At 66.6% G+C, this 20460-nt stretch carries 19 protein-coding genes; 3 read left to right on the plus strand and 16 right to left on the minus strand.

The genetic code is table 11. The annotated features are described in order from the left end of the window. Positions 1-20: 20 nt before the first annotated feature. A complete protein-coding gene (locus CUJ90_RS13810) occupies positions 21-1073 on the plus strand; it encodes an adenosine deaminase (protein WP_073427132.1) in 1053 nt (350 codons plus the stop codon). 103 nt (positions 1074-1176) lie between these two features. Further along, a complete protein-coding gene (guaD, locus tag CUJ90_RS13815; RefSeq protein ID WP_114163045.1) occupies positions 1177-2574 on the plus strand; it encodes a guanine deaminase in 1398 nt (465 codons plus the stop codon). Between the two features lie 80 nt (positions 2575-2654). On the opposite strand, the gene CUJ90_RS13820 is transcribed toward guaD, so the two are convergent. Then, the gene (locus tag CUJ90_RS13820) at positions 2655-3914 is read right to left on the minus strand and encodes an NAD(P)/FAD-dependent oxidoreductase (RefSeq protein WP_208645222.1); all 1260 of its coding nucleotides are present in this window, start codon (positions 3912-3914) and stop codon (positions 2655-2657) included. A 91-nt stretch (positions 3915-4005) separates the two neighbouring features. Here CUJ90_RS13820 and CUJ90_RS13825 point away from each other — a divergent pair, with 91 nt between their 5' ends. Next, on the plus strand, positions 4006-4734 hold the full coding sequence (locus CUJ90_RS13825) for a class I SAM-dependent methyltransferase (protein WP_114163046.1): 729 nt from the start codon (positions 4006-4008) through the stop codon (positions 4732-4734). Positions 4735-4803: 69 nt separating this feature from the next. On the opposite strand, the gene CUJ90_RS13830 is transcribed toward CUJ90_RS13825, so the two are convergent. Genes CUJ90_RS13830 through CUJ90_RS13900 form a run of 15 tightly spaced genes read right to left on the minus strand, consistent with a single transcriptional unit; the run spans position 4804 to position 20459 of the window. Continuing rightward, the gene (locus tag CUJ90_RS13830) at positions 4804-5247 is read right to left on the minus strand and encodes an excinuclease ABC subunit A (protein WP_114163047.1); all 444 of its coding nucleotides are present in this window, start codon (positions 5245-5247) and stop codon (positions 4804-4806) included. 51 nt (positions 5248-5298) lie between these two features. Further along, positions 5299-5778 carry a signal peptidase gene (locus CUJ90_RS13835; RefSeq protein WP_114163048.1) on the minus strand — a complete coding sequence of 160 codons (480 nt, stop codon included), beginning with the start codon at positions 5776-5778 and terminating at the stop codon, positions 5299-5301. 34 nt (positions 5779-5812) lie between these two features. Further along, positions 5813-7066 carry a beta-ketoacyl-[acyl-carrier-protein] synthase family protein gene (locus CUJ90_RS13840; RefSeq protein WP_114163049.1) on the minus strand — a complete coding sequence of 418 codons (1254 nt, stop codon included), beginning with the start codon at positions 7064-7066 and terminating at the stop codon, positions 5813-5815. Then, positions 7063-8289: a beta-ketoacyl-ACP synthase gene (locus tag CUJ90_RS13845; protein ID WP_114163050.1), complete on the minus strand. Its 1227-nt coding sequence runs from the start codon at positions 8287-8289 to the stop codon at positions 7063-7065. Before CUJ90_RS13845 ends, CUJ90_RS13840 begins: the two co-directional genes overlap by 4 nt. Further along, complete coding sequence (locus CUJ90_RS13850; RefSeq protein ID WP_073427125.1) at positions 8289-9014, minus strand: 3-ketoacyl-ACP reductase FabG2; 726 nt, start codon at positions 9012-9014, stop codon at positions 8289-8291. Before CUJ90_RS13850 ends, CUJ90_RS13845 begins: the two co-directional genes overlap by 1 nt. Beyond that, complete coding sequence (locus tag CUJ90_RS13855; protein ID WP_114163566.1) at positions 9011-9496, minus strand: hotdog family protein; 486 nt, start codon at positions 9494-9496, stop codon at positions 9011-9013. Before CUJ90_RS13855 ends, CUJ90_RS13850 begins: the two co-directional genes overlap by 4 nt. Before the next feature lie 22 nt (positions 9497-9518). Next, positions 9519-10703 (minus strand): beta-ketoacyl-[acyl-carrier-protein] synthase family protein, encoded by a 1185-nt coding sequence (locus CUJ90_RS13860; protein WP_114163051.1) that lies wholly within the window; start codon positions 10701-10703, stop codon positions 9519-9521. Beyond that, a complete protein-coding gene (locus tag CUJ90_RS13865) occupies positions 10700-13192 on the minus strand; it encodes an MMPL family transporter (RefSeq protein WP_114163052.1) in 2493 nt (830 codons plus the stop codon). The genes CUJ90_RS13860 and CUJ90_RS13865 overlap by 4 nt, the downstream gene beginning before the upstream one ends. Then, entirely contained in the window at positions 13192-13899 is a 708-nt protein-coding gene (locus tag CUJ90_RS13870; protein WP_114163053.1) for a LolA family protein, read from the minus strand. Before CUJ90_RS13870 ends, CUJ90_RS13865 begins: the two co-directional genes overlap by 1 nt. After that, a complete protein-coding gene (locus tag CUJ90_RS13875; RefSeq protein ID WP_114163054.1) occupies positions 13887-14318 on the minus strand; it encodes an acyl-CoA thioesterase in 432 nt (143 codons plus the stop codon). The genes CUJ90_RS13870 and CUJ90_RS13875 overlap by 13 nt, the downstream gene beginning before the upstream one ends. Beyond that, the gene (locus tag CUJ90_RS13880) at positions 14315-15916 is read right to left on the minus strand and encodes an HAL/PAL/TAL family ammonia-lyase (protein ID WP_114163055.1); all 1602 of its coding nucleotides are present in this window, start codon (positions 15914-15916) and stop codon (positions 14315-14317) included. The genes CUJ90_RS13875 and CUJ90_RS13880 overlap by 4 nt, the downstream gene beginning before the upstream one ends. Beyond that, positions 15903-17684, minus strand: a complete 1782-nt coding sequence (locus tag CUJ90_RS13885) for a glycosyltransferase family 2 protein (RefSeq protein ID WP_114163056.1) — start codon at positions 17682-17684, stop codon at positions 15903-15905. Before CUJ90_RS13885 ends, CUJ90_RS13880 begins: the two co-directional genes overlap by 14 nt. Then, entirely contained in the window at positions 17684-19549 is a 1866-nt protein-coding gene (locus CUJ90_RS13890) for an ApeI family dehydratase (RefSeq protein ID WP_114163057.1), read from the minus strand. Before CUJ90_RS13890 ends, CUJ90_RS13885 begins: the two co-directional genes overlap by 1 nt. Next, positions 19546-20208, minus strand: coding sequence for a COG4648 family protein (locus CUJ90_RS13895; RefSeq protein ID WP_073427117.1), 663 nt, complete (start codon positions 20206-20208; stop codon positions 19546-19548). The genes CUJ90_RS13890 and CUJ90_RS13895 overlap by 4 nt, the downstream gene beginning before the upstream one ends. Next, on the minus strand, positions 20208-20459 hold the full coding sequence (locus tag CUJ90_RS13900; protein WP_073427116.1) for an acyl carrier protein: 252 nt from the start codon (positions 20457-20459) through the stop codon (positions 20208-20210). The genes CUJ90_RS13895 and CUJ90_RS13900 overlap by 1 nt, the downstream gene beginning before the upstream one ends. Between the last annotated feature and the right edge of the window lies 1 nt (position 20460).

Raw genomic sequence — 20460 nt, forward strand, 5'->3', positions numbered from 1 at the left:
TAACGAACTTTTGAACCACCATGAAAACAACGACCGCCACCCCGACATCGCTCGCCGAGAAAACCGCTCGCGCACCGAAGGCCGAACTGCATATCCATATCGAAGGCTCGCTCGAACCCGAACTGATCTTCGCGCTAGCCGAACGCAACGGCGTGAAGCTCGCCTACGATTCGATCGAAGCGTTGCGCGCCGCGTATGCGTTCACCGACCTGCAATCGTTCCTCGACATCTATTACGCCGGCGCGAGCGTGCTGCTGCACGAGCAGGACTTCTACGACATGACCACCGCGTACGTGGAACGCTGCCTCGCCGACAACGTGGTTCACAGCGAAATTTTCTTCGACCCGCAGACCCACACCGAACGCGGCGTGCCGATCGCGACTGTCGTGGCCGGCATCGAACGCGCGCTCGCGGACGCGGAAAAGCGCGGCATGACGAGCAAGCTGATTTTGTGCTTCCTGCGCCATCTGTCCGAGGAAGACGCGCTCGCCACCTTCGACGAGGCGCGGCCTTTGTTCGAGCAGTACAGGCATCGTCTGATCGGCGTCGGCCTCGATTCGTCGGAGCGCGGCCATCCGCCTTCCAAGTTCGAGCGCGTCTTTGCCAGGGCGCGCGCGCTCGGCCTGAAGCTCGTCGCGCATGCGGGCGAGGAAGGACCGCCTTCGTATATCTACGAAGCGCTCGATCTGTTGAAGGTGGACCGCGTCGATCACGGCGTGCGCAGCATCGAGGACCCGGCGCTGGTCACGCGCCTCGCGGATACGCGCGTGGCGTTGACCGTGTGCCCGCTGTCGAACCTCAAGCTGTGCGTGTTCGACGACCTCACCAAGCACACGCTGAAGGACCTGCTCGATAGCGGCGTCGCGGTGACGGTGAACTCCGACGATCCGGCTTACTTCGGCGGCTACGTGAACGCCAACTACTTCGCCACCATCGACGCGTTGAAGCTCAACGATGCCGAGGTCTACACGATCATCCGCAATGGCTTCGAAGCGTCGTTCGTCACGCCCGAGGAACGCCGCGACCTGATCGCGAAGCTCGACGCGTACTGGCATCGGAACGGCTCGCACTGACGGGCCAGCGCACGGCAGCCGGCGGCGGCTGGGGTTCCTTGCGAGCCGGGATAAAGCCGCCGTCCGCGCTGTTCGGCTTTTCACATTCGGAGACGGTTTTTCCATGACTCAATCGCCTAAAGCGGCTAAAGCGACCAACGCGGCCAACGCGGCGCCTGAAGCAGCGGCCCAATCAGCATTCCGCGCGCAACTGCTGACCTTCAACGGCGATCCCGCGCACTCGTCCAATGCCGTGGTCTTCAACGAGGACGGCTTGCTGATCGTCGAGAACGGCCACGTCGTCGCGGCGGGCGCGTATGCGGCGCTCGCGTCGCGGCTCGCGCCCGGCACGCAAGTACGGGAGATGCGCGACAAGCTGATCGTGCCGGGCTTCATCGACACGCACATCCACTTTCCGCAGACCGACATGATCGCGTCGCCGGCGCCGGGGCTGTTGCCGTGGCTCGACACCTACACGTTCCCCACCGAGCGCCGCTTCAGCGATCCGGCTCATGCGCGCGAGACGGCGAGTTTTTTCGTCGACGAACTGCTGGCTTGCGGCACGACCACCGCGCTCGTGTATTGCACCGTTCATAAGGAATCGGCGGATGCGCTCTTCACTGAGAGCGAAGCGCGCAATCTGCGCATGGTGGCGGGCAAGGTGCTGATGGATCGCAACTGCCCCGAGTTTCTGCGCGACACCGCGCAATCGGGCTACGACGACAGCGCCGAACTGATCGGCCGCTGGCACGACCGGGGCCGTCAGATGTACGCGCTCACGCCGCGTTTCGCGCCTACCTCGACCGAAGCGCAACTCGAAGCATGCGGCACGCTCGCCCGCCTGCATCCCGATGTCTTTATCCAGAGCCACGTCGCGGAAAACACCGACGAAGTGAAATGGGTCGCCGATCTGTTCCCCGGCCACCGCAGCTATCTGGACATTTACGATCACTACGGCCTGTTGCGCCGCCGCGCGGTGTACGGCCATTGCATCCATTTCGACGACGAAGACCGCAAGCGCATGGCGCAGACCGGCGCCGTCGCGTCGCACTGCCCGACCTCGAACCTGTTCCTCGGCAGCGGCCTGTTCGACTTCGACAAGGCCGACAAAGCCGGCATGCCGATCGCGCTCGCCACCGACGTGGGCGGCGGCACGTCGTTCTCGATGCTGCAAACGATGAACGAAGCGCATAAGGTCGCGCGTTTGGGCGGTCATCATCTGACGGCCACACGCATGTTCTATCTCGCCACCGCGGGCGCGGCCGAAGCGCTCGATCTAGCGGATAAAGTCGGCACGTTGAAGCCGAAGTCCGAAGCCGACTTCGTGGTGCTCGATCCGCAAGCGACGCCGCTGCTCGCGCGCCGCACGGCGCGCACGGAGTCGTTGGAAGAACTGCTGTTCGCGTTCGCGCTGCTCGGCGACGATCGCGCCGTCTATGAAACCTATGCGGCCGGCAGGCGCGTGCATCGCCGCGACGATGTGCGCCAGCTTGCGCCGCGTGCGGCGAGAATCGCGGCCTGAAGCAAAATCGCTTGCAGGTAAAAAAACGGCGCTTCGTTTCTCCGAAGCGCCGTTTGCATTTTCCCCGCCGTAGAGCGCGGTCAACGCTGGGTGCACACCTCATGCAGCGCATTCAATCGACGCACCGGATCGGCCACATACGGATTCGATTCGTCCCATGCATAACCCGCCAGCACCGCGCTGATCATGCGCCGGATCGACGGCGTCTGGTCCGGGTAGTAGATGATGTCCTGCAACTCGCCGGTGTACCAGCGCTCGACGAATGCGCGGAACGTATCGATCCCCTTGCGCAAGGGCACATCGTAATCGGCGGACCAGTCGACCGGCTCACCGTTCAATTGCCGGTTCAAGGTCTGCACCGCGAGATGCGCGGAGCGCAGCGCGATCGTCACGCCGGATGAGAACACCGGGTCCAGAAACTCGCCCGCATTGCCGAGCAGCGCATAACCCGGCCCATGCAAACGCTCGACGTTCGCCGCATAGCCGCCGATCTGCCGCACCGGCATCAGGAACGGCGCGTTGCCGATCAAACGGTTGAGCGTCGGCTCCTGCTGGATCAACCCGCGCAGTTTGGCTTCGCGCTCCGCCTCCGGCACATCCAGGAAACTCGACTCCGCCACGCAGCCCACCGACGAGCGGCCGCCGGCCAACGGAATCATCCAGAACCACACGTCGCGGCGCTCGGGATGCGTCGCGACGCAAATCTTGTCGCGGTCGGTCGCGCCGGCCGGAATGCCGTCGCGCACATGCGTGAAGATCGCGGCGCGCGTCGGCATGCGCGTGGGCGCTTCGAGACTCAGCAAGCGCGGCAGCACGCGGCCAAAGCCGCTCGCGTCCAGCACGAAACGCGCTTCGACCTGATACGCATGATCGGCTTCATCGACCACATCGACGAGCGGCGTCGCGCCGGTGTGCATCGCGCGCACCGTGTGACCGAAGCGCACGTCGGCGCCTTGCCGCGCCGCGCAGCGGATCAGGATGTCGTCGAACACCGCACGCTCGACCTGATACGTGGTGCCCCACCCCGGCGAATGCTTGTCGCGGAAGTCGAACGACGACGACTGATCGCGGTAGACGAAATGCGCGCCGTTCTTGTACTGGAAGCCGGCCTCGACCACCGCCTGCAGCATGCCCGCTTCCTCGAGGTAGGTCATGCTTTGCGGCAGCAGGCTCTCGCCGATCGAGAAGCGCGGAAAGTGCTGGCGCTCCAGCACCAGCACCGAGCGGCCCGCCTTGCGCAGCAGCGCCGCCGCGACAGCGCCCGCCGGACCTGCGCCGATGATCGCGACGTCGACCGCCGTGCGCCGTGACGAATGTGTATCCAAATTAACCTCAATCATGTACTTGCCGCGAACAGCGTTACGCTGCATCCTTACTTCTCGTTACAATTCGCGTCGACCGTAAAAACAAATATTTCGCCGGGAGCCCAGCGTGTCGCCATCCGAAACATCCAGCGTGCCTTTCGTGCCGGAAACGGCCTTCGGGATCTGGTTCCTGCGTACCCATACGTGGGAACATCATGTGCTGCGCGTCGCGATCAACGACCTCAAGCGCCTGATCGATGCGCCCTTGCCCACCGCGCCGGTGATCGTCGACGTCGGCTGCGGGCAAGGCATATCGTTTCGCCTGCTCGCCAACGCGTTCAAACCGCAACGCATCATCGGCATCGACTTTCACGAGCCGTCGCTGGCGCTCGCCGCCAATGCGGCCAACGCGTGCCGCGACAAGCTCGCCGATATCGAACTGCTGCACGGCGACTGCGCCCAATTGCCGTTGCCCGATGCAAGCGCCGATATCGTGTTTTGCCATCAAACCTTCCATCATCTCGTCGAGCAGGAGCGCGCGCTCGCCGAGTTCCGCCGCGTGCTGAAACCGGGCGGCCTTCTGCTGTTCGCCGAATCCACCGACGCGTACATCAAATCGTGGGTGATCCGGCTGCTGTTCCGTCATCCGATGCAGGTGCAAAAGAGCGCCGACGGCTACCTCGATATGATTCGCCGCGGCGGTTTTGCGTTCGGGCAACGCAACGTTTCACTGCCTTATCTCTGGTGGAGCCGCGCGAAAGACTTCGGCCTGCTCGAACGTCTCGGCCTGTACCGTCCGCAGCCCGGCAAGCGTCGCGAGACGCTCGTCAATGTGGCGGCCGTCACGGCGGATTGACGGCCTGGAACATCTCACGAGGCGGTGGCCGCGCCACCGCCTCGCCTCCGCACCTGCGCTTACTTGCGCTTACTTGCGCAACGTCACCACATCGCCCTTCAGCGCGACGCCCGCGATCACCGCACCCGCGCCGCACGTGAACTCGGTCGCGCTCTCGCGCACTTCGTTCTTGTAGTTGCTCTTGATGTTGATCACCGCGTTGCCGCCTTCCTTGCGCGCGCGGTCCTGCAATTCGATCACCGCCGACAGAAACACGTGCTGGCAAGCCGCCACGTCGCTCTTGCCGAACGCGTTGGTCTTCTTGTTGGTGGCGAACTCGCCGATCGTCTTGATGACGGCCGGATGCCGCTGGCCCGCGAAATACAGCGGGATGTCGTCGCCGACCTTGCCCGGCTCGCTTTTCAGCGCCTCTTCGACCGGATAGTTGCCGACCGTGTCGCGGGCAAAAACCGGCGCGCTGCCCAGCACGGCGAACGAAGCGAACAGCGCGGCACACATCAGATGGCGTTTCATTGAGGTTCCTCGTTGGTTTTTGTTGGTCAAGTGTTCTGTTTTTTATTCGGCTCAGTTCGCTTCGAGCACGACGAGCCGGCCGCTCACCGCGATCGCGGCGGCGCTCGGACTGACACCGCAAGTGAACTCGGTCGCCGAGTTGCTTTCGCTGCTGTGAAAGCGCGTCGACACGTCGATCACGGCATTGGCGTTGCGCTCGCGTGCCGCCGCGCGCAGCTTCTGCACCGCCTCGGCGAGCGCTTCATGGCAGGCGTCGTCCGGGCTCGATACCTTGCGGGCGATCCGCACGGAATACGACACGTCGCCGAGTTCGCTTTTCACCGCCGGATGATCCTGCTTGCCGAAATACACCGGCACGCCGCCGACCTGGCTCTTCACCGCCGGGCGATCCTGCTTGCCGGCATTCACCGCCACGCCGCCGGGCGATTCGCCGCCCGCCGCCGCGAGCGGCAGCGACTTCACCTGCGTCGCGCAGCCCGCTTGCGTGAGCACCACGGCCGCCACTGCGCCCCATACCAAAGCTTTTTTCATTTTTGTCACCCTCGATTTTTCGAATGCGGCCGTGTCAGCCGCCCTGCCATGCTTCAAACATCAGGCTCGCGCAACTGCCGCCGAACCCGAACGACACCGACATCGCCGTGTCGATACGCGCAGCGCGCGTCGTTCGCACGAGCGGCATGCGTTCGACATCGGGCTCCGGCGTTTCGATGCCCGCCGTGCCCGCGATGAAACCGTCGCCCATCATCAGCAGCGTGTAGATCGCCTCGTGCGCGCCGCACGCGCCGAGCGGATGCCCGGTCATGCCCTTGGTCGACGAGAACGCCGGAACCTCGCCACCGGACGCCACGTCGAATACCGCGTTCAACGCACGCAGTTCCTCGATGTCGCCGAGCGGCGTCGACGGCGCGTGCGTGTTGACGTAGTCGGGCCGCTTGCCCGCTTCGTCGAGCGCGCCGCGCATCGCGCGCGCGATCCCCGCCGCACGCGGCGCGACCATGCCCGCCGAGTCCGTGCACTCGCCGAAGCCCGTCAGCTCCGCGTGGATGCGCGCGCCGCGCGCCAGCGCATGCTCCAGCGCTTCGAGCACCAGCACGCCGCCGCCCGAGGCGATCACGAAGCCGTCGCGCGCGGTGTCATAAGGACGCGACGCCGCTTGCGGCGTGTCGTTGAAGTGCCGCGACAACGCGCCCATCGCATCGAACATCAGCGTCATGTTGTCGTGCAGCGCTTCGCTGCCGCCCGCCAGCACGATCTGCTGACGGCCGCTCTGAATCAGTTGCATCGCCTGGCCGAGCGCGAGCGCCGAGGTCGTGCACGCCGACGACGGCGAATAGCCGACGCCTTCGAGCCCGAACACCTGCGCGACATTCGCCGACGCGGTGCTGCTCATCGCCTGCGGCACCGTGTACGGCGGCACTTTCTCGACGCCGCGCGCATGCGCGATCGCCATCGCCGCGTCGTAACTCGCCATCGCGCCGACACCCGAGCCGATCACCACGCCGGCGCGCGGCGAATGCAGCGCGGCGGCGTCGAGCCCGGCGTCGGCGATCGCCTGGCGCGCGGCATGACACGCGAAACGCGCGGTGTCGCCCATGAAGCGTTCGAGCTTGCGCTCGAACGGCGCCTCGTGCGCGACCGAGGCGACGCCCGCCACCTGCGAGGCGAAGCCGCGCTCGCGCCACGCGTCGATCCGCTGGATGCGCGAGCGGCCCGCGCGCAAGGCGGCGGACACTTCGTCGAGCGTATTGCCGAGGCACGACACGATGCCCATGCCGGTCACGACCACGCGTTGCAGTTTGCGTTGTGCCGCCACGCTCATCGAACGCGCCTGAAAATCAGCGACGTATTGATGCCGCCGAACGCGAAGTTGTTGCTCATCACATGCTCGGCGTCGATCTCGCGCCCCGCGCCGACGATGTAATCGAGCGGCGCGCAAGCCGGGTCCACGTTCGCGAGATTCAAGGTCGGCGCATACCAGTTGCGCTTCATCATCTCGATGGTCCACCACGCTTCGAGCGCGCCGCACGCGCCGAGCGTGTGGCCGACGTAGCTCTTGAGCGAACTGATCGGCATGCGCTCGCCGAAGGTCTGCGCGGTCGCATGGCTTTCGGCGATGTCGCCGCGATCCGTCGAAGTGCCGTGCGCGTTCACATAGGCGATCGCTTGCGGCGGCAGTTGCGCGTCGGCGAGCGCGAGCCGCATCGCGAGCGCCATCGTTTCGGCGGTCGGCTGGGTCATGTGCGCGCCGTCCGAATTGCAGCCGAAGCCGACGATCTCCGCGTGAATCCGCGCGCCGCGCGCCACCGCGTGTTCGTACTCCTCCAGCACCAGCGTGGCCGCGCCTTCACCGACCACGAGGCCGTCGCGCGCGGCGTCGAAAGGACGCGGCGTGAGATGCGGCGCGTCGTTGCGCGTGCTGGTGGCGTACAGCGTGTCGAACACGGCGACCGCCGGGCCCGACAGTTCTTCCGCGCCGCCCGCCAGCATCAGCGTCTGCTTGCCGGCCTGGATCGCTTCATACGCGTAGCCGATCGCCTGGCTGCCCGACGCGCACGCGCACGAGGTCGGAATGATCCGCCCTTTCAGGTCCCAGAACAGGCTCACGTTGACCGCCGCCGTGTGCGGCATCATCTGCACGTAGCTGTTCGACGTGACGTCGCTCATCGAGCCGGTTTCGAGCATCGTGCCGAACGCGCGAATCGGCTGCACCGAGCCCGACGACGAACCGTAGGCGACGCCCATGCGGCCGTCCTTGATGCTCGCGTCTTCGGCGAGGCCGGCGTCCATCAACGCCAGTTCGCTCGCGCGCACCGAGTACAGGGAGACCGGCCCCATCGAGCGCGTTTTCTTGCGCGGATAGTGCGCGGGCGCGTTGAACGCCGGCAGCGGACACGCAAGCCGCGTATGCAGCGATTCGAAGTAATCCCATTCGGGCATGCGCCGCACCGCGTTCACGCCGCTCTTCAGGCGCGTTTCGATGACGTCCCAGCTATCGCCGAACGCGGTCACGCCGCCCATGCCGGTAATGACGACGCGCTTCATCACACCATCCCGCCGTTGACGCCGATCACCTGGCGCGTGACATAGGAGGCCGCATCCGACATCAGGAAGCTGACCACGGACGCCACCTCGGCAGGCTGGCCGACGCGGTTCATCGGCACCGTTTTCAATGCGTGTTCGAGCGGCATGTCGTCGAGCATGCCGGTTTCGATCAGTCCCGGGGCCACGCAATTGACGGTGATATTGCGCGTCGCCAGTTCGACGGCAAGCGCCTTGGTCGCGCCGATCAAACCGGCCTTGGCCGCGCTGTAGTTGACCTGGCCGCGATTGCCCATCACGCCCGACACCGACGCGATCGTGACGATGCGCCCGCCCTTGCGCGCGCGCACCATCGGCATGGTCAGCGGATGGACGACGTTGTAGAACGAGTCGAGACCGGTTTCGATCACGATGTCCCAGTCTTCCTCGGTGAGCGCGGGGAACGCGGCGTCACGCGTCACGCCCGCGCTGCACACGATGCCGTAATACGGGCCGTGCGCCGCCACGTCCGCTTCGAGCACCTCGCGGCACACGGCGCGCTCGCGCACGTCGAATTGCAGCACGCGCGCCGTGCCGCCTTGCGCGGCGATGCCCGTCGCGACCGCCTCGGCTTCGGCGCGTCCCGTGCGGCAATGCACGGAGACGGCGAAGCCGTCGGCGGCCAACTGATACGCAATCGCGCGGCCAATGCCGCGGCTTGCGCCGGTAACGAGAACACGCCGGCTCATGAACTGAAACTCCCTTCGATGAATGACTGAAAATCGGCCGGTTGAAACACCTTGATCACCGCCTCGGCGCAGCACACGTCGCCATCGTGGATCGTGCATTCGTACGCGCCGTGGCCTTCCTCGCTGCGCAGCAGTTCGGTGGCGTGGATCAGCAATTGTGCGCCGCCCGCGAACGACGCCTGCAACGCCTTGTAGCTGCGCGAACCGAGCAGCACGCCGGGACGCGCGCGGCCGCCGCCGCGCATGGCCAGCAACGCGACGTGCGCGGCGATCGCCTGCGCCATCAGCTCGATGCCGATCCATGCGGGCATCGCGCCCTCGGCGTTCGCATACCACGCGTCGGCGCGCACGGTGGCGCGCGCGCTCAGCGTCTCTTCGCTGAAACTGCTCACCGCGTCGAGCAGCAGCATGGTGCCGCGATGCGGGATGATCGCTTCGATCGGTTGATCGATCAGTTCCTGGGGAGTTGGCGTCGGGTTCATCGCGCGCATTATCGGGCAAGAATCATCGGGCGAGAATCAGGCTGACATTGCTGCCGCCGAACGCAAACGAATTGCTCATCACGTACTGCTCGCCGACGCCGCGCGGCAAGAAGCGTTCGCTCTCGACGAGATCGAGCGCGGGCAGCGCGGGGTCGGCCTCGCCGTCCCAGAGATGACGCGGCAGCGCGACATCGTCGCGCGCGAGCGTGAGCCATGCGAAGCCGAGCTCGGTCGCGCCGGCCGCGCCGAGTTGATGGCCGGTCAACGGCTTGGTGCCGCTGGCCGCCACGCCGCCGGGGAACACGCGCGCCATCAGATGCGCTTCCATCTCGTCGTTCTTGCGCGTGGCGGTGGCGTGCAGATTCACGTAGCCGATCGCCGACGGCGCGATGCCCGCATCGGCCAGCGCCCCGCGCAACGCGAGTTCGCCGCCTGCGCCAGTGGGATCGGGCGACGAAATATGATGCGCGTCGCTCGATTCGCCGACGCCCGCGAGCCGCACCGCCGCTTCGTCGCGACTCATCAGAAACACGGCCGCGCCCTCGCCCACGTTGATCCCGCAACGGTTGCGGCTCATCGGATTGGTGCGCACGCCGCTGGTCGATTCCAGCGACGCGAAACCCTGCACCGTCAACTCGCACAATGAATCGACGCCGCCCACCACCACCGCATCGCACAGTTGCAGTTGCAGCAGCCGGCGCGCCGACGCGAACGCCTTCGCGCTCGACGTGCAAGCGGTCGAAATCGTGAACGCCGGGCCATGCAGGTCGAGCACGGCGGCGGCGAACGGCGCGGCCGTGCCGATTTCCATTTGCCGGTAATTGAAGTTGGCTGGCAAATCGCCCGCCTGGGCCTGATAGACGAACGCGGCCTCGGCCGCTTCGATGCCCGACGTGCTGGTGCCGAGCACCACGCCGATCCGATCCGCGCCGAAGCGCTCGCGCGCGGCGTCGACCGCGGGCGCGATCTGCGCGAGCGCGGCCAGCAGCAAGCGGTTATTGCGGCAGTCGTAACGGGCGAGCGCGGCGGGCGGCGCCAGATCGAGCGGCGCGAGCACGCTGCCCACGAACGCCTCGCCGATGCCCGTGTGCGCGTTCGCCATGCCGGGCGCGCGAGCGGCGGCGAGCGCGGGAACGATCCGGTCGAGGTCGCCGCCGAGCGCATTGATCATGCCGAGCGCGTGCAAATAAACCGATGGCGCATTCATGCGAGCCTCCTTGATTCCGATGGCATGCCGATCGGCGCGAGCAGCACCGATACCGCGATGCCGAGCGCGAGCGTCGCGCCGAAGCTCTTCAACGCCGGCATCGCGCTCATGCCGAGCATGCCGAACGACAGCAGCGTGGTGGCCGCCGAGAGCAGCACGCCCGTCCACACCGCGCCGAGATCCGCGTCCGCGCGCAAACAGCCTTCGCGCAGAAACACCGCATAGTTTGCGCCGACGCCAAGCACCAGCATCAAGGCGAGCCAGTTGAACAGATTGAGCGGGACGCGCGCGTAGCCGAACACCGCGAGTGTGACGCCCACCGCGAGCAGGACCGGCAAGGTGACGGCGATGCCGCCGCGCGGGCCGTAGCGCAGCATCAGCAGCACGAGCACCAGCGCCAGCGCGCCGCCGAGCCACCAGCCGCTGTCCACGCGGTATGCGCCGAACAGCTTCGACACGCTCGCCGCCTTGTCGACGAAAGCGACGCCCGGCACCGCCTGGGCGGTGGCGATCAGCGCGGCTTCGTTGCGCGGTGTGACGCCTTGCGGAATCACCACGGCCGCATAGGCTTGCGTGTTCGAATCGACTTCGCCCAGCCAGAGATGCCTGTACGGTTGCGACCAGGGCGCGGCGAGCCATTTATCCACCGTCAGCAAGGGCTGCGGTTGCGCGAACGCGGCGAGCCACGCATCGGCGACTTCGTCCTTGAAGCCCGCTTGCAGCAGCGTGGCGCGCAACGCGGCGGGATCGTCGAATACGTGCCGTGCGAGCAACGCGCGGTCTTCGGTCTGCTGTTTCGCGGACGGCACGAACTGCGCCACCGATTGATAGCCGCCGACCTGGTTCGCGGTGCCGCTCAACGCATCGAGCTTCGCGCCCAACGCTTCGGCGCGTTGCAGCACGCGTTCCGGCGTCTCGCCGCGCACGACGAAAAACTGTGCGCTGTTATCCACGCCGACCGCCGCGCGCACTTTGTCCTCCTGCGCGACGAGCGATGGATCGCGCTCGATCAGCAGATGGATGTCGTCGTCGCTAGTGAGCCGCAGCCAGCCGGGAATCGCGACGATCAGCAACAGCGCCGCCACGAACCACGCGCGCTTGCCGCCAATCGCGCGATGCCATACCGTCAGCCCGCGCGCCGCGCCGGCAAAGAGGCGCTGCGGACTGCGCTTCGGCGCGTGCGTGAGCAGCGCGGGCAGTAGCCACAGCACGGACGCGAACGCCGTCACGATGCCCGCGATCGCGAAACACGCGATCTGCTTGAGCGCGGGAAACGGCACCCACATGAGGATCGCGTAACCGAGCAGGCTCGTCGTCAACGCGACCGTCAATGCCGGGCGCACCGTGCGCGCGCCGCGGCGCGAATCCCAATCGCGCTGCGCGCCGAGATACACGACGAAGTACTGGATCGAGTAATCGACCGCTTCGCCGATCAGGCTCGCACCGAACACGAGCGTCAACAGATGCAGCTTGCCGAACACCAGCATCGTCACGGCGAGCGCGCAGACGATGCCGAGCGCCGTCGACACGAAACCGAGCAGCAATAGACGCGGCGAGCGGAACACCCACATCATCAGCAACGCGATGCCGCACAGCGACGCCACGCCGATCAGATGCACCTCGTGTTCGGAGGCGCTGCGCGCCGATTCGGCGTAGAACACGGCGCCGGTTCGCGCGACCGAGACGTCGGGGAACGCCTGCTTCAACGCGTTTTCGCCTTGGGCGAGCGCGGCGAGCACGGCGTGTTGAGTTTTCGATTCGTAGGCGGAGCCCGGCAACGTGGCGACGATCAGCACGCTGGTCTCGGCGCCGCGATGCGCGACCAGCATGTTGTCTTCGAGTTCGAGATTCGACGTGGCGAGCGGCAGGCCGCCGAGCCAATGTTCGAGCCAGCCGAACGGATCGTCGGCGAGCGGCGTGGTCAGGCCGCCGCGCAAGGGGCTGTAGATGCGTTGGGCGAGCATGCCCGCCAGCGCCTTGGGAGCATTTTCTTCGGAGTGTCCCGCAAGGGGACTTCCAGCGGAACGCGGGGCTGCTTTCGGAGCGTCGCCCGCCGTGGCGCTCGACGCATTGCTCGTCGCCAGGGCCGCGCGGTCGGACGGCGTCAGCAAACCGAAGCGGTACGGCATGTACAAGGCGGCGATCCGCGACAAATCGAACGGCGGCAACTCCGCCGTGACCGAGCCGAACGCCCCGCTCTTTTGCAGCGACGCGCCGAACTGCTTCGCCGCCGCTTTCGCGTGCGCGTCATCGTTGCTGCTGACGAGAAAAACCGTGCGGTCGCCGAGCGCGCTCGCGAGCGTATCGACCGCTTTTTCGGCGACGGGGTCCGCTTCGGTCGCGGGAAGCAAGGCGAGCAGATTGGTCTGCAATGGCGACGGTCCCGCGAAACGCCAGCCGCTATACAGCGACGCGACGAGCGCGAGCAACAGCCATGCGGCACGTATGCCCCACACCTGTTTCGCGGATCGCTGTTGCAGCATGTCCATCACGGCGCTCCGAGCAGCGTGCGCTCAGCCGGCGCGAGTTCGGTCACCGCCGCGCTCTTCGCGAAGTCGAGCTTCGTGATGTCGCCGTTCGCGAGCGTGATGCGCAAGCTTTGCAGATAGTCGCCGCCATTCATCTGCAAGCCCTTGATCGATTGCGCGATTTGCGGCTGGTTCGGCGTGAGCTGCATGCGCCATTGCGCGGCGCTGCCCTCGGCCTGCACGTCGAATTGCGAATACAGCGCCGACAGATCGCCGCCGAGCATCGCGCGCATCATCTTCGAAACTTGCGCGACGCCGCGCGTGCCTTGCGCGCCGCGGGCCGTCACGCGCCGGCCGTTGGCGTCGACTTCGGCCACGCCGGTATCGGTGATCACATAGGTGGCCTGGTACGGTGTGTCGATCCGCCAGATCACGCCACGCTCGCGGAAAAACAGCAGCGAGCCGGTGCTGACGAGCGGCTGCTTCATCGCGGCAAGCGTCTGGGTTTGCGTGAATTGCGCACGCACGCCTTTGGCTTGCGCGAGGTGTGAAGCGATTTGGGAGACCAGGGCGGGGTTGCCGGCGGGCGTTGTTTCCGCGGCGCGGGCCGCGGCCGGCCAGGTCACGATGGCCGATACGCTCAGCAAGCATGCCGCGCTTGCCATGCTTGCCACGCTCAATGCGATCAGGCGGCCCGCTGCCGTACGGCGCAACTTCATCGTCCCCATACGCGCTCCAGCTTGGCGAACACGACCGGCGGCGACACGAACTGCAACTCCTGCGTCGCGGCGTCGACGGCGACCTGGATCGTGTAGCCCTTCGTCAGCCGCGTGCCGGACCCGCAATCGACGATTTCATAGCCTATTTTCAGGCGGTTTTCGTGTTCGAGCAGTTCGGTGCGGACTTCGATCCGCTGACCGTAAGTCGCGGGCCGCACATACTTCAGATGCGCCTCGACGATCGGCCATAGATAACCCGAGGCCTGCATCTCGCGATAGTCGTAATCGAACGCGCGCAACAAAGCCGCGCGGCCAATCTCGAAGTACTTCAGATAGTGGCCGTGCCAGCACACGTTCATCGCGTCGACATCGTGAAACGGCACTTCGACCATCGCGCTTGCCGTGAGCGTTTTGCGAGAGCGGGTCATGCGTTCGCGCCTCCGCGATAGTCGTGCAGCAATTCGCATGCGGCGATGCGCGCGGTCAGCGCGCGCAGTTCGTTTTCCAACGCGCGGTCTTCGTCGACGAATGGCGACTGCGCGCTCACGCTGTCGATAAACGCTTGCAGCGGCGCGGGAATCGGCGTGGCGCTATCGATCTTCAAACGCAGACGCGCGGCTTGCACCGTTGCGAGCGTATGCGCGGCGGCGACCTGCTCGGTCAATTCGAGCACGCGCAAGCAGTCGCGCGCGGCGATCGTGCCCATGCTGACCTTGTCCTGGTTGTGCGCCTCGGTCGAACGCGAAAAGACGCTCGCGGGCATCGTGTTCTTCAGCGCCTCGGCCGTCCACGCGGACGACGAAATCTGCACGGCCTTGAAGCCATGATTGATCGCGGCGCGCGCGGGCGCGGCGCCCGACAGATTGCGCGGCAAGCCGTTGTTGAAATTCACGTCGACCAGCAGCGCAAGCTGACGGTCCATCAGATCGGCGAGATTGGCGACCGCGACCTTCAGCGAGTCCATTGCGAACGCGATATGACCGCCGTAGAAGTTGCCGCCGTGCAGCACGCGTTCGTTGTCGGGATCGATCAGCGGATTGTCGTTCGCGCTGTTCAGCTCGTTCTCGACGTCGCGGCGCACCCATGACAGTGCGTCGCGCGCCACGCCGATCACATGCGGCGCGCAACGAATCGAATAGCGGTCTTGCAGACGATGCCCCGGCGTATCGTCGCGTCCGCTCAGATCGTCGCGAATCCACGCAGCGGCTTCGGCCTGGCCGGCGTGCGGCTTCACTTCGAACAGCATGGCGTCGAAGTGCGCGGCGCGGCCGTCCAGCGCCACCGTGGAGAGCGCGGTCAGGCGCGCGGTGAGCCGCGTCAGATGATCGGCGCGGGCAAACGCGAGACAGGCGAGGCCCGTCATCACCGCAGTGCCGTTCATCAACGCGAGACCTTCCTTCGGCGCGAGCGTGAGCGGCGCGTGGCCGAGTTCGCTCCACACGTCGCGCACATCGCGCAAGCGGCCTTCGAACATCACCTCGCGCTCGCCCGCGAGCGCCGCGGCCACATACGAGAGCGGCGTCAGATCGCCGCTCGCGCCCACCGAGCCTTCCGACGGAATGCGCGGCAGCACGCGATGATTGATCAGGTCGGCAAGGCGTTCGAGCAATACGGGGCGCACGCCGGAAAACCCATAGGCGAGCGAGTTGAGCCGCGCGGCGATCACGGCCAGCGTTTGCGCGTCGTCGAGATGCCGGCCCATGCCGCAACCGTGATAACGCGTCAGTTGCAGCGGCAAGGCTTCGACCAGTTCCATCGGCACGTCGACCACGCATGCGTCGCCGTAACCGGTGTTCACGCCGTAGACGGTCGCGCTCGCCGCCAGATGACGGCGCAGGAAATCCGCGCCGCGCTGAATGCGCGCGCGCCACGCCGGATCGGCGCTCAACGCAACCGGCGCGCGATGATGCGCGATCGCGACGACCTCTTCGATCGTCAGCTTGCGCGCGCCGATCACCACCGGGTCTGCATTTGCGTTTTCGTTTGCGCTCGCGCTCGGCGTTTCGATCAGATCACGTTCGGCCATTCGCGCCTCGCTTGGGGCTGGCCCAGAAATCGAAGAAATTGAACCATTGATAAGGAGCCTTGCGGCAATAGTGTTCGAGCCGCGCCGCGTAGCGCTGCGCCCACGCGGCGAGATGCTGCGCGCGTTCGCGGCGCGGCAACTCGATGCGTTCGGCGAACGGCTCGAAATACAGCCGATAACCGCCGCGCTCTTTCAGGCAGAAGAACAGATAGACCGGACAGCCCAGCGCATGCGCGAGCACGTAGGGGCCTTGCGCGAAGGGCGCGGCCGAGCCGAGAAATTGCGCTTCGGTGGTGCGGCCCGCCTCGTGCGCGGGAACGCGGTCGCCGACGATCACCAGCAGCTCGCCCGCATCGACACGCTCCTGCATCATCATCGCGGTCTCCGGTCCGAAGTCGCTGACTTCGAGCAGATGCCGGGCGAACTCGCTGTTGGCCGACGCCAGCACGCTATTGAAACGCCGCGCGTGCTCCGTATAGACGACCGCCGTGACCTTCGCGTATGCGCCGCGCGCGGCGAGCGCGCGAGTCATTTCCAGGTTGCCGAGATGCGCGCCGATCACGAGCGCGCCCTTGCCGCTTGCGACCAATGCCTCGAACGCGGAAGGATCCTCGAACGTGACGTCGGCGGTATTCACGCGGCCCGACCATGCGGCGAGCTTGTCGAAGCCCGATTGCGCGAAGGCCAGCATGTGCCGGTAGGCGGACAGCCAGCCGGGGCGCGGCGTATCGTCTTGCGGCGCGGCCTCGCCGAGACGTCTGAAGTAGTTGCGCGACGCCTCGCGCGCGGCGCGGCCCGTCAGCAGGAAATACGCGACGATCGGATGCAGCCAGAGCGAGGTGAAGCGTCGGCCGAACAGCTTGCAACTGAGCGCGAGCAAGGACATGCCGAGGTGAGAGCCGCGTTCGGCGATACGCCACCAGTCTTGCGGGCTTTCCGCGGTTGCGGTTGCGGTTGCGGTTGCGGTTGCGGTTGCGGTTGCGGTTGCGGTTGCGGTTGCGGTTGCGGTTGCGGTTGCAGAGCGGCGCGGCATCAGCTTGTGCGCGAGCAGCATCGGCAGACGCCACAGCATGCCGAACACGAGCCGCGTATGACTGCGGCTGATGCGCACGTTGTCCCACAGCACGTCGAAATGCGAGACGCCGTCGGCGGCATACGTGACGCGCGTCGGAATCGAACGGAACGCCGCGCGCCGCCAGTAGAGGCGCACGAGAATCTCGATGTCGAAGTCCATGCGCGTCGGCAACCGCACGCGGTCGATCAGATCGCAGGCCAGCGCGAGCGGATAGAGGCGAAAGCCGCACATCGAATCGCGGATCGTCAGCGAGAGCGTTTCGATCCACACCCACACGTGCGTCAGATAGCGGCCGTAGAGGCGCGCTTTCGGCACGCTCTCGTCGTAGACCGGTCGGCCGAGGATCACCGCGCCTGGTTCGGCGCGCGCGGCGTCGATGAAACGGGGCACGTCGGTGGCGTCGTGCTGGCCGTCGGCGTCGATCTGCAACGCGTGCGTGTAGCCCGCCGCGCGCGCGGCGCGCAGCCCCGCCATCACCGCCGCGCCCTTGCCGCCGTTGACCGGCAAACGCAGCAGCGTGAGTTGCCCCGCGTATTGCCGCGCGAGCGCGGCGAGCACGTGTTGGGTCGGTTCATCGCTGCCGTCGTCGACGACGAAAACGGCCAAGCCGTGCACCGCGAGATGGGCGACGGTCGCGCCGATCGCGTCCTTGTGGTTGTAGATCGGAATGACGATGCACGGAGCGAAGTTCATCACGCGGGCTCCCGATACACGATCACACCGGATGCGCAGTCGCGGCCGCTCAGCCGATAACTGAACTGCACGCGCCGGCGCGCGGCGTCGTGAGCCAGCGTGAGATCGAGCACCGCGCCGGGCGGCACCGGCGCCATGAACTTCAGGCGGTCGATCGACGCAACCGCGCTGACGGCCGGCAGATGATCGGCGGCGAGACGCATTGCCCAATCCACCTGCACCACGCCCGGCAGAATCGGCAGCCCGGGGAAGTGGCCGGCGAAATGCGCGAGCGTCGGCGGCACGCGCAGCTCGTAATGCAGCGTATCGCCGCTGCGCGCTTCGGCGAGCACTTCCACGCCCTCGGCGCGCGGCTCGAAAGCCGCCGCCACCGCGGCGACCGGCAGCTTGCCGCGCGCGTCGAACGGCAAGGTCACGCGAAACCGCCAGTGGCGCGGCAGCACCACCACATCGAAATATTCAGCGAGATGACGGCGCAGCGTTTTCGCGAGCAGCACGCGGCCCTGGTCGCGCAACGCCGCGCTGCCCGCTTCGGTCAGCGCCACCACGGCGCCGACGCGCTCGCGCGAAGCGCCTTCGAGCGGCACGATCGCCGCTTGCACGACATACGGATGCAACGCGAGCCGCGCTTCGAGTTCCGGCAGCGAGACGCGCTTGCCGTCGAGCTTCAGCACGCGATCGAGCCGGCCTTGCAGACGGAAACGGCCGTCGGCGTCGAACGCGATCTTGTCGTCGGTGCGATGCCAGCCGTCGTGATCGAGATGCGGCGAGCGGACGTTCAGCGCGCCGTCTTCGTCGCGGCGCACTTCGATGCCGGTCACCGGTCGCCATGCGTCGCCCTGATCCTGGCGACGCCACGCAATGCCGCCGGTTTCGGTGCTGCCGTAGATTTCGAGCGGCGCGGCGCCGAAGGCCGCGGCATATTCCTGCGCGGCTTCCAGCGCGAGCGGCCCGCCCGACGAGAAGAACGCGCGCGGCGCGGGCGTCAACGCGGCGAAGCCGGGCAGCGCGGGCCAGCGCGACAGTTGCGCGGGCGTCGAGACCACCACGGTCGCGCCGCAGTGCCCGATCTGCGTTTGCAGATGCAAGGGTTCGATGCTGACCGCGCGGTCGAACGCGCGGCCCGCCGCCAGCGGCCACAGCACGCGAAACAGCAGGCCGTAGATGTGATGATGCGGGACGCTCGCGAGCATGGTCGCGTCGCCGACCAGCGCGCCCCACTGCTGTTCCAGCGTGTGCACTTCGGCGTTGAATTGCGCGAGCGTCTTGCGGATCGGTTTGGGACGGCCGCTGCTGCCCGAGGTGTAGAGCGTGAGCCGGGCTTGCGGATCGATCGTGTATGCGGTGGGTGCGGCGCGCGACGCATCGGCGGCGCTGGCGCTGGCGCTGGCGCTGGCGTTGGCGTTGGCGTTGGCGTTGGCGTTGGCGTTGGCGTTGGCGTTGGCGTTGGCGTTGGCGTTGGCGTTGGCGTTGGCGTTGGCGTTGGCGTTGGCGTTGGCGTTGGCGTTGGCGTTGGCGTTGGCGTTGGCGTTGGCAGCAGCATCCCACACGAAGGGCGGCAGGTCGGCGTCGCTCAACACCACATCGTAGGCGTCGGCGAGATCGGCCAGATAGCCCGGCGTCGCATTGGCCGGAATCACCGGCTCCTTGCCGCACGCGAACAGCGCGAACAGCGCGCACGAGAAATCGAACGGATCGTCGATGCACAACGCGTAGCGCTGCGCGGACCGCTCCCGCACCAACGCGGCCAATGCCGAGACGCGCGCGCGAAACGCCGTGCGATCGAGCACGGCACCGCCATCGCGGCATACCGGCGCATTCGCCGCCGAAGCCTCGGCCGTCAACAGATCATGCAGCGCGATCATGCGGCCTCCGAACGCGCGGCGCGCGGCAGCACCACGAGATAACGCCAGATCACTTCGGCTACCAGCAGCACGCCGATCAGCCCATAGGCGATCGCGCCGTTATAGAGCGACCAGCTCGCGCGGCTCCAGTACAGCGCCGTATAAGCGGAGAACGCGCCGTTCAGCGCGAAGAACACGCACCATACCTGGGTCACGCGCCGCGTATGGCGCACCGCGCGAGGCGGCAGATCCGGATTGCCCAGGCGCGCAAATTTTTCGATCATCGTCGGCCCGCGCACGAGCGTCGCGCCGAACGCGATCAGCAAACCGAGATTCACGAGCGACGGATAGAGGCGCAACAACAATTCGCTGTTGGTGAAGACGATCGCCGCGGACGCGCAACTCAGCAAGCCGACCACGGTCCAGTCGATCGTCGAAAGACGCCGCAGCGAAGTCGCGACCGGGCCGCTGCCGGCCCAGCGCTGCAGCCACAGGATCGCGAACAGCATGCAGCCGACATAGCGCGGCGTGTCCCAGCGCCACGCGCACAGGATCAGCGCGGGATACGCGAGTTTCAACAGCACCTGCAGGACGGTTTTGGCCCAATGGCGCCCCGCGCGAGGCGAGGCCTGCGCGACCCGGTCCGACGCCGCCTGCATTCGCGGACGCACGGAATGCATCAGCCCTGTGCCGCCAGCAGCGATTCGACGGCAACGATCACGTCGCCGACGGTACGCACCGATTTGAACTCCTCGGGCTTGATGCGGCGGCCGGTCATTTCCTGCAGCTTGATCGCGAGGTCGACGGCGTCGATGCTGTCGAGATCGAGGTCTTCGAACAGATGCGCCTCGGGCGTGACACGCTCGGGCTCGATCGCGAAGTTCTCTTTGAAAATGGCGCGGATGCGCTCAAGAATCTCAGCCTCGGACACG

The sequence above is a fragment of the Paraburkholderia terricola genome, from assembly GCF_003330825.1.
Lineage (GTDB): Bacteria > Pseudomonadota > Gammaproteobacteria > Burkholderiales > Burkholderiaceae > Paraburkholderia > Paraburkholderia terricola.

Excerpts from the sequence above, each read along its gene's own strand:
- CUJ90_RS13810 (WP_073427132.1), top strand. The coding sequence starts at position 21 with ATGAAAACAACGACCGCCACCCCGACATCGCTCGCCGAGAAAACCGCT.
- guaD (WP_114163045.1), top strand. The coding sequence starts at position 1,177 with ATGACTCAATCGCCTAAAGCGGCTAAAGCGACCAACGCGGCCAACGCG.
- CUJ90_RS13820 (WP_208645222.1), bottom strand. The coding sequence starts at position 3,914 with ATGATTGAGGTTAATTTGGATACACATTCGTCACGGCGCACGGCGGTC.
- CUJ90_RS13830 (WP_114163047.1), bottom strand. The coding sequence starts at position 5,247 with ATGAAACGCCATCTGATGTGTGCCGCGCTGTTCGCTTCGTTCGCCGTG.
- CUJ90_RS13835 (WP_114163048.1), bottom strand. The coding sequence starts at position 5,778 with ATGAAAAAAGCTTTGGTATGGGGCGCAGTGGCGGCCGTGGTGCTCACG.
- CUJ90_RS13840 (WP_114163049.1), bottom strand. The coding sequence starts at position 7,066 with ATGAGCGTGGCGGCACAACGCAAACTGCAACGCGTGGTCGTGACCGGC.
- CUJ90_RS13845 (WP_114163050.1), bottom strand. The coding sequence starts at position 8,289 with ATGAAGCGCGTCGTCATTACCGGCATGGGCGGCGTGACCGCGTTCGGC.
- CUJ90_RS13850 (WP_073427125.1), bottom strand. The coding sequence starts at position 9,014 with ATGAGCCGGCGTGTTCTCGTTACCGGCGCAAGCCGCGGCATTGGCCGC.
- CUJ90_RS13855 (WP_114163566.1), bottom strand. The coding sequence starts at position 9,496 with ATGAACCCGACGCCAACTCCCCAGGAACTGATCGATCAACCGATCGAA.
- CUJ90_RS13860 (WP_114163051.1), bottom strand. The coding sequence starts at position 10,703 with ATGAATGCGCCATCGGTTTATTTGCACGCGCTCGGCATGATCAATGCG.
- CUJ90_RS13865 (WP_114163052.1), bottom strand. The coding sequence starts at position 13,192 with ATGGACATGCTGCAACAGCGATCCGCGAAACAGGTGTGGGGCATACGT.
- CUJ90_RS13870 (WP_114163053.1), bottom strand. The coding sequence starts at position 13,899 with ATGGGGACGATGAAGTTGCGCCGTACGGCAGCGGGCCGCCTGATCGCA.
- CUJ90_RS13875 (WP_114163054.1), bottom strand. The coding sequence starts at position 14,318 with ATGACCCGCTCTCGCAAAACGCTCACGGCAAGCGCGATGGTCGAAGTG.
- CUJ90_RS13880 (WP_114163055.1), bottom strand. The coding sequence starts at position 15,916 with ATGGCCGAACGTGATCTGATCGAAACGCCGAGCGCGAGCGCAAACGAA.
- CUJ90_RS13885 (WP_114163056.1), bottom strand. The coding sequence starts at position 17,684 with ATGAACTTCGCTCCGTGCATCGTCATTCCGATCTACAACCACAAGGAC.
- CUJ90_RS13890 (WP_114163057.1), bottom strand. The coding sequence starts at position 19,549 with ATGATCGCGCTGCATGATCTGTTGACGGCCGAGGCTTCGGCGGCGAAT.
- CUJ90_RS13895 (WP_073427117.1), bottom strand. The coding sequence starts at position 20,208 with ATGCATTCCGTGCGTCCGCGAATGCAGGCGGCGTCGGACCGGGTCGCG.